The organism is Mesorhizobium sp. M7A.F.Ca.MR.362.00.0.0 (assembly GCF_004023175.1).
Classification (GTDB): Bacteria; Pseudomonadota; Alphaproteobacteria; order Rhizobiales; family Rhizobiaceae; genus Mesorhizobium.
Genome location: NZ_RZTF01000084.1, coordinates 1 through 7,635, shown reverse-complemented (window position 1 = coordinate 7,635; position 7,635 = coordinate 1). Strand labels below are relative to the sequence as shown.

Below are 7,635 nucleotides of genomic sequence, written 5' to 3'. Positions count from 1 at the left end.
AGCGTGACCAGTTCGGTCGAGAGCCCGTCGAACAGCAGCACCCGCGCTTTCTGGGTGAGCAGCGGCAAATCGTCGAAAGCAAACAGGCGGGCCCTCACACCGTCGAGATCAGGCGTGCCGGCGGCTTCCAGATCCTGCATGACTTCCTCGAGCAGCGGCTTGTCGAGTTCGTTGAGAACGCTGGCGACACGCGCCTGCCCGGCCGAGGTGTCCTTGGTCGAGGTTTCCGCCAGCACGCTGGTGCGCAGCCGGTTTTCGACGATCCTGGCGGCAGCGTCGGGAACATTGGCCATCGTCACCATGCGCTTGATGATTTCTCCACGCATCGGCTTGGTCAGTGTCAGCAGCACGTTGGCCGCCACCTGCGGCGCCAGCTTCGACAACACCATGGCCGCCGTCTGCGGATGCTCGCCGGCCAGGAAGGCACCAAGCCGCGCCGGTTCGAGCTTTTCGAGTTCGGGCCAGATCGGCGGCGGGCCTTCCGGTGCGACCTCGAATTTCTTGTCGCCCATGATCGCGCTCATCTCTTCGGGCGAGAGCGATTCGTTGAGGATGGTGTCCATCCTGTCGGCGGAATCGAGCAATCCCGCCCCTTCCGTGAACTCGGCCTCGAACTCGGCGACGATGCGCTCAAGATCGCTTTGCGGAATCGTCCGCAGCAGGCGGGCGCCCTCGATCAGGGCCTTCAGTTCTTCCTGCTTGAAGAATTTCAGCAGGCGGCTGGCCGACGGCTTGCCCATCGCCACAAGTATGGCGGCCGCCTTCTGCGCGCGGGTCAAGGTCACCGGCGTCGTCATGCCACTCGCCTCCGCTGCCACCGGCAAGCCCCGCAAACCATGTCTAGGCGCCCTTCGTGCCGGCGATGATTTCGGTCAGCCTGATGCCGAACCGCGACGGATCGCTTTCCAGCACGGTGATCTCGCCGCGCGCGATCTTGCGGCCGTTGACCACGACGTCGACAGGTTCGCCGATGCGGCGATTGAGCGCCACGGTCGACCCTTTTTGCAGCGCCATCAGATCGGAGACCGGCATCTCGGTGCTGCCGAGGATGATCTGGACATCGACGGGGATGTTCATGATCACGCTCGAATTGGCTGATGAGGCCGCCCTGAAGGCCGCATCGGGGCGTTGCTCCTCTTCATGCAGGACACCGCGCAACTCTTCGATGGCGCGATCGAGTTGCTCGTCCGGCTGGTCGAGGTCGGCTTCCGCCTTGGTTTTGGCCATGATCGTCTCCAAATGCTCAGGCGCGTCCGGCGGCAGCCGGCATCAGCCCGTCGATAAAGTCCTGCCCGGCGTCGTAAGGATGCCTGATCCGGACGGTGTAATTCTGTCCCAGTTTGCCGAACTCGCATACGAACAGCGTCTTGCCCCGTGCGCTGAGACGCGCCTGGGACTGGGCCGTTTCCTCGAATTCGATGACGTCGCCGATTTCGAAACCGGCGAGATCGCCGAGCGTCAGCCGCGCCAGCGGCATCGTGGCCTCGAGCGCCACGGTGGAGCGCATCACCTCTTCCGAAAAGCGGGCGCGCCAGCTGGGGCCGTGATCGTCGTCGCTGACAGGCACGGCTCCGTCGCGGCTGGCCAGCACGACGCGCTGCGGCATCGTCACCGTGACGGTGCCACTATCGGCCGGGGTCGAGATGCCAAGCACGATGCGGATTGCCGCGCCATCGCGCAGCACATACCGCTTCGCCTCGGTGCCGGACATCGCTCGCGGCGCGGGCAGGCGCAGGTCGAGCGAGCGCTTTCCCGATCCGTTGAGGGCCTGCGCGACCTGCTGGAACACCATGGTCGAAACATCGATTTCGATCTGCGACAGATCGCGTTCGATCGGCGATGCCGGCAGATCCGGGTCGCCGCCGAACAGCGTGCAGACCATGATCGCGATCGCCGGAGCATCGATCACCAGGGTCATCGCATCAGAGGACGCCGACGAGCCGATCACGGTCATGGCAAACGTGTCGCCGGCACGCGAACGCGCCTCGGGAACGCGGCTGACCTCGATCGCTTTGAGGTCGACGACGACCGGAACGCCAAGCTCGCTGGTCAGGCTTTTCTGCAACAGCGGTACGGCGCGTTCGGCCATGGCGCGGCCTGCGTCGATGACCTGCGCGGCCTCGCCGCTGTCGCCGACCAGACGCTCGATGATCAGCGAACGCGCTTCCGCTGGGCTGCCCGGACTGGTCATGACAGTGCTGGGACCGATCTATCGCGCATCGTTCAGGCGGCCTTCTTTTCGACGGTGCCGGTATTCATCGTGCTCTGCTCGACGGCATCGATCGTCGGCCGTTCATAGGACGAGATGGTCTTGCGGCCGAACTCGATCGCCACCTGCGGCAGCGCGCCGTTCATGTAGGCCAGCAGCGTCTGCTTGACGATGATATAGAGGCGGTTCTTCTTCTCGCGCACCGTCTTGATCTTGGTGGCGACCGGCCCGACCACCGAATAGGACAGGAAGATGCCGAGGAACGTTCCGACAAGTGCGGCACCGATCAGACCGCCGAGGATTTCCGGCGACTGGTCGAGCGCGCCCATCGCCTTGACCACGCCGAGCACGGCGGCGACGATGCCGAGCGCCGGCAGGCCATCGCCCACCGCCACCATCGCGTGATAGGCCTTCATCTTGTCGGACCTGATGGTCTGGATCTCTTCGTCCATCAGCGCCTCGATCTCGTGCGAGCGGGCATTGCCGATGATGATGATACGGCAGTAGTCGCAGATGAAATGCGTCAGGTCATGATTGTGCAGCACGGTTGGGAACGCCTGGAAAATCGCCGACTCTTCTGGATTGTCGATATGCGCCTCGACCTCGCTGCGGGATTTCGACCGCAGCTCGCGCATCAGCGAGTGCAGCACGCCGAGCGTCTCGAGATAGTCCTGTTCCTTCGGCACCGCCTGCTTGAAGGCTTCGAGAATGGCCTTGCCGGTGTCCTTGACCGTCTTCATCGGATTGGCAACGAGGAAGGTGCCAAAAGCCGCACCACAGATGATCACGACCTCCCATGGCTGGATCAGCACGTGAAGATGGCCGCCCATGGCCATGAAGCCGCCAAGGACGCAGCCGAGCGTTACCACCAGTCCAATCAGAATGCCCACGACAGGTCCTTCCGCATTTCACATCAGGAGCTAGGGATAGTCCCCGTGCCTTGTGTGAGGCTTGAATCGAGGGCTTGGAAGCGATTCAGTTTCGCGCAAGGAAGTATGGGTATTGTGCCGGCATAGCTTCGGCCGGAGGCACGTCTTTGCTCAATACCTTTACCAGCTACCAGCTCATCACCAAGGACATTTCAAAATCGATCGACAGGATCGAGCAGCAGCCCGTGGTTGATCGTGACACCAAATATTATCTCGCGAATATCACCAAGGTGAAATCGATCGACGATTTCGTCAAAAACGACCGTTTGTTCAAGTATGCCATGAAGGCCTACGGGCTGGAGGACATGGACTACGCCAAGGCCTTCATGGTCAAGGCACTCAAGGAAGGCGTCTCCGATCCCGACAGCTTCGCCAACAAGCTGACCGACAAGCGCTACGCCGAATTCGTCAGCGCCTTCAACTTCGCCGCCAACGGCGCCGATGCGACCATCTACAACAAGACACAGCAGTTGGTGACCAAGAACTATGCCATCCAGGCCCAGATCGCCGGCCTCGATCCCAATTCGGCCTATGTGAAGGGCGAGACGACATACTATCTCGCCAACATCACCAAGGTGAAGTCGATCGACGATCTGATGTCGAACAACCGGCTCTACACATACGCGCTGGCGTCATTCGGTCTCGACTCGGCGACGGAGGACAAGGATCTCATCAAGCGGGTTCTGCAGGGCGGCGTCCGCGATCCCGACAGCGCCGCCAACAAGATGACGGACAAGACCTATGCCGCGCTTGCCTCCGCCTTCAACTTCGAGGCCTATGGCGAAAACACCACTACCATCAATCCGGCGCAGCAGCCGACCGTCGACAAATACATGCGCCAGACCCTCGAAGAGGATGCCGGTCAGGCCAACCAGGGTGTGCGGCTGGCGCTTTACTTCGATCGCAAGGCCCCAACCATCACCAGCTGGTATGACGTGCTGGCCGACACCGCGCTTGCCAGTGTCGTGCGCACCGTGCTCGGCCTGCCCGATTCCTTCGCCACCGCCGATGTCGACAAGCAGGCGCAGCTGTTCGAGCAAAAACTCGACATCTCGGATTTCTCCGACCCCGAAAAACTCGGCAAGTTCCTGACCCGCTTCACCAGCATGTACGAGATCAACCACCCGACTTCATCGGCCGTCACCTCGGTCAGCGTGCTGTTTGCCCAGCCACTCACAGTCGGCATCTCCACCGACCTGATGATGGCCATGCAGAAACTGAGGTTCTGAGACCATCATGCGGGACAGCCTGTACGTCGCCCTTTCGTCGCAGATCGCGCTCGAGCGGCGCCTCGACACCATCGCCGACAACGTCGCCAACGCCTCGACGATCGGCTTTCGCGCTACCGGCGTGAAGTTCGAGGACGTCGTCTCCGGCACCGGGCAGAAATCGGTATCCTTCGCCTCCCCGGGCAAGACCTACCTTTCCGGCGCCCACGGTGCCTTGAGCGAGACCGGAAATCCCTTCGATTTCGCCGTCCAGGGCGATGCCTGGTTTGCCATAGAGACGCCGGTCGGCACCGTCATGACCCGCGACGGCCGCTTTTCGATGAACGAGAACGGCGAGCTGATGTCGATCGAGGGCCACCCGGTGCTCGATGCCGGCGGCTCGCCGATCCAGCTTGATCCCCGCAACGGCCCACCCAAGGCCGGGGCCGATGGTTCGTTGCGCCAGAACGATCAGCTTGTCGGCTCGATCGGTCTCTACAATTTCGACCCAGGCCCGAACTTCGTCCGCTACGGCAATTCCGGCATCGTTCCGGCACGCACCCCGGAGCCTGTCACCGATCGCTCGGATATCGGCGTCGCCCAGGGTTTTCTCGAAGAGTCCAATGTCAATCCGGTGCTGGAGATCACCAGGCTGATCATGGTCCAGCGCGCCTTCGAGAACACCGCCGCCCTGATGCGGCAGACCGACTCCTCCACCGACGAGGCGATCAAGACGCTCGGCTCGAAGTAATCCATGTCGCTCGACCAGCCATCCCTGCGCGCACTCGAAAGACAACTCCAGCCGGCGCCGGAAGACCGGCTTGCCGCGCTGGAACGGGTCTGGCGGCGTTTCGCCGACGCCGAGGCGCTGCTCAAGCGCGGCGGCCGCGTCATCGAAGTCACGCCCACGCACTACAAGGTGCACGGCCTTTCCGGCTTCGCCAGGCTGGGCGACATCGTCGAGCAGCGCGGCGATGCCGGTGCGCGGCGCGGCGAGATCGTCAAGATCGGCCGCGACGAGGCCGTCGTGGCACCCTTCGAACGCAGCGCCGATTCCGGCATCGGTGATGCCGTTTTCCGCCGAGGTCCGCTCGTGGTGGCGCCGCATGCCTCGTGGCGCGGCCGCACCATCGACGCACTCACCAGGACGATCGATGGCGGCCCGCCGCTCGCCCGGGGAGACGACCCATCGCGCGGCGCCCAGACGACGCCAGGAGCCATGGCGCGGCAACGCGTCGGCACTGCCTTCATGACCGGCGTCAAGGTCATCGACATCTTCACGCCGCTCTGCTTCGGCCAGCGCCTCGGCATCTTTGCCGGCTCCGGCGTCGGCAAGTCGACGCTGCTCGCCATGCTCGCCGGCGCCGACGCATTCGATACTGTCGTGGTGGCGCTCATCGGCGAACGCGGCCGAGAAGTCCGTGAATTCCTCGAGGATACTATCGGCGACAGCATGGCCAAGACCGTCGCCGTCGTCGCCACCAGCGACGAAAGCGCCATGATGCGCCGGCGTGCGCCGGACACCGCCATGCGCGTCGCCGAGCATTTCCGCGACCAGGGGCATCGCGTTTTGCTGGTGCTGGATTCGATCACCCGCTTCGCCCACGCCCTGCGTGAGGTGGCGACGGGGACCGGCGAGCCGCCGGTCGCGCGCGGTTATCCGGCCTCGGTGTTCACCGAACTGCCCAAGCTGCTCGAACGCGCCGGGCCGGGCGGGGAAGGCAAAGGATCCATCACCGCCATCATTTCCGTGCTGGTCGACGGCGACGATCACAACGATCCGGTCGCCGATTCCGTGCGCGGCATCCTCGACGGCCATGTCGTACTCGATCGCACGATCGCCGAACAGGGTCGCTATCCCCCCGTCAACCCGCTGTCGTCCATATCGCGGTTGGCCGGAAAGGCCTGGAGCGTAGAACAGCGCGCGCTGGTGACAAGGCTGAAGTCGATGATCTCGCGCTTCGAGGACACGCGCGATATCCGGTTGCTTGGGGCCTATCAGGGGGGCGCCGATGCCGAACTGGACATCGCCGTGCGCCAGGTGCCGCTGATCTATGAGGCGCTGACGCAAGCGCCGAAGGATCGCCCGTCGACCTACCCGTTCTCCGATCTCGCCCGCCACCTCAAGAGCAAGCTGAACGCCGATGCCGGAGACTGAACGCGAATATACCGAGCGCATCCTGCGCGACATGATCGCCGAGGCCAACGCCGTGGAGCAAGCCGAGGCTGACGAAGCGAGAACCGCCAAGGCAAAGGCCGCCCGTGACATCGCAGCCAAAGCCGAGGCCGTTCTGGCCAGAGCCGTCAAGCCAATCCTGCCACGAGCTGGCAAAGCCGATCCTGATCTGGCCAGGCCCGTCGAACCCGCTCTGCCCCGGGCTCCCCAGGCGGTGGCTGCCGAGATGACGCAGGCCAGCCGCGACTCGCTGATCGACGGGCTGTTCCCGCGCACCGAATGGCCGCAGCCGCCAAAGGCACCGTTTCCCCGACTGAAGAAGAAGTCCGACCGACGCAGCGATTTCGTCATAGCCGCGCTCGGCATCACGCTCGGCCTGATCTGCGCCCTGTTTCCCTGGTACATCTTCTTCAACCAGGACCAGTTTGGCGTCCAGGCGATGAAGTTCGGCGGCACCGGCTCCAATTCCGGGCGAGCGGGCGGCGGCGTGGTCGCGCAACGCAGCGCGCCGCTGACGGCAAAGGATATTCCCGCGGCCAATCTCGATCTTCTTGCCACGGGGACGGTGCGGGACGATGTCAATCCCGCAGCCGCACCCGACGAGCAACCGTTTCCGGCCGACGCGGCGAAATTCCGCATGGTTCATGTCGCTAACGGCCGTGCCATGATCCAGGACGACGCTGGCCTCTGGATCGTCCAGCGCGGCTCGATACTGCCTGACTCCAGTCAGGTGTCCTCCATCGAGCAGCGCAACGGCAAATGGGTCATGGTCACCAGTGCCGACCGGGTGATCGAACTCTCCAGATAAACGATCTCCGGCTCCCGCCATCCGCAAGGCCCGCGCAAGACTGGCGGCCTAGTCTCTGGGTACCTGCTCGGAGATTCCCATGGAGCCCGTTTCCCTTTTCGACCTCGCCGCCAAGCAAGCGCAATGGCTGGCCGTGCGCCAGTCGGCAGTCGCCGGCAACATCGCCAATGCCAACACGCCGGGTTATACGGCAAACGATGTCGAGCCATTCGAAAAGGTGCTCGACCGCGCTGCCGTATCGCTGCAGGCGACCCAGGCCGGCCATCTCGGCAATGCGGCGACCAATGCCGGCTTCACCATCAAGC

General features: G+C 63.7%; 9 protein-coding genes. 5 read left to right on the top strand and 4 right to left on the bottom strand.

The window, feature by feature from the left end; all coding sequences use genetic code 11:
* From EOC06_RS13480 to motA, 4 genes are all read right to left on the bottom strand, one after another.
* A partial coding sequence (locus EOC06_RS13480) for a flagellar motor switch protein FliG (protein ID WP_245469569.1) occupies nucleotides 1-797 on the bottom strand: 797 nt, incomplete at its 3' end.
* Nucleotides 798-840: 43 nt separating this feature from the next.
* On the bottom strand, nucleotides 841-1,227 hold the full coding sequence (gene fliN, locus EOC06_RS13475) for a flagellar motor switch protein FliN (protein WP_023809994.1): 387 nt from the start codon (nucleotides 1,225-1,227) through the stop codon (nucleotides 841-843).
* A gap of 16 nt (nucleotides 1,228-1,243) precedes the next feature.
* Nucleotides 1,244-2,191, bottom strand: a complete 948-nt coding sequence (locus EOC06_RS13470; RefSeq protein ID WP_127269588.1) for a FliM/FliN family flagellar motor switch protein — start codon at nucleotides 2,189-2,191, stop codon at nucleotides 1,244-1,246.
* Nucleotides 2,192-2,223: 32 nt separating this feature from the next.
* Nucleotides 2,224-3,099: a flagellar motor stator protein MotA gene (gene motA / locus EOC06_RS13465; RefSeq protein WP_127326683.1), complete on the bottom strand. Its 876-nt coding sequence runs from the start codon at nucleotides 3,097-3,099 to the stop codon at nucleotides 2,224-2,226.
* 146 nt (nucleotides 3,100-3,245) lie between these two features.
* Between motA and EOC06_RS13460 the strand changes: the two genes are divergently transcribed.
* The 5 genes from EOC06_RS13460 to EOC06_RS13440 form a co-directional block, all read left to right on the top strand.
* Entirely contained in the window at nucleotides 3,246-4,367 is a 1,122-nt protein-coding gene (locus tag EOC06_RS13460) for a DUF1217 domain-containing protein (RefSeq protein ID WP_128307983.1), read from the top strand.
* A gap of 7 nt (nucleotides 4,368-4,374) precedes the next feature.
* Nucleotides 4,375-5,097, top strand: coding sequence for a flagellar basal-body rod protein FlgF (gene flgF, locus EOC06_RS13455; RefSeq protein WP_127380744.1), 723 nt, complete (start codon nucleotides 4,375-4,377; stop codon nucleotides 5,095-5,097).
* Between the two features lie 3 nt (nucleotides 5,098-5,100).
* The gene (gene fliI, locus EOC06_RS13450) at nucleotides 5,101-6,504 is read left to right on the top strand and encodes a flagellar protein export ATPase FliI (RefSeq protein WP_128307982.1); all 1,404 of its coding nucleotides are present in this window, start codon (nucleotides 5,101-5,103) and stop codon (nucleotides 6,502-6,504) included.
* Nucleotides 6,491-7,330: a hypothetical protein gene (locus tag EOC06_RS13445; RefSeq protein WP_128307981.1), complete on the top strand. Its 840-nt coding sequence runs from the start codon at nucleotides 6,491-6,493 to the stop codon at nucleotides 7,328-7,330. The genes fliI and EOC06_RS13445 overlap by 14 nt, the downstream gene beginning before the upstream one ends.
* A 79-nt stretch (nucleotides 7,331-7,409) precedes the next feature.
* The coding region (locus EOC06_RS13440) for a flagellar basal body protein (RefSeq protein ID WP_245469568.1) at nucleotides 7,410-7,635 on the top strand (226 nt) is incomplete at its 3' end.

Bases quoted from the DNA above. Each gene is read 5' to 3' on its own strand.
- flgF (WP_127380744.1), top strand. From the start codon at position 4,375: ATGCGGGACAGCCTGTACGTCGCCCTTTCGTCGCAGATCGCGCTCGAG.
- fliI (WP_128307982.1), top strand. From the start codon at position 5,101: ATGTCGCTCGACCAGCCATCCCTGCGCGCACTCGAAAGACAACTCCAG.
- fliN (WP_023809994.1), bottom strand. From the start codon at position 1,227: ATGGCCAAAACCAAGGCGGAAGCCGACCTCGACCAGCCGGACGAGCAA.
- EOC06_RS13445 (WP_128307981.1), top strand. From the start codon at position 6,491: ATGCCGGAGACTGAACGCGAATATACCGAGCGCATCCTGCGCGACATG.
- EOC06_RS13470 (WP_127269588.1), bottom strand. From the start codon at position 2,191: ATGACCAGTCCGGGCAGCCCAGCGGAAGCGCGTTCGCTGATCATCGAG.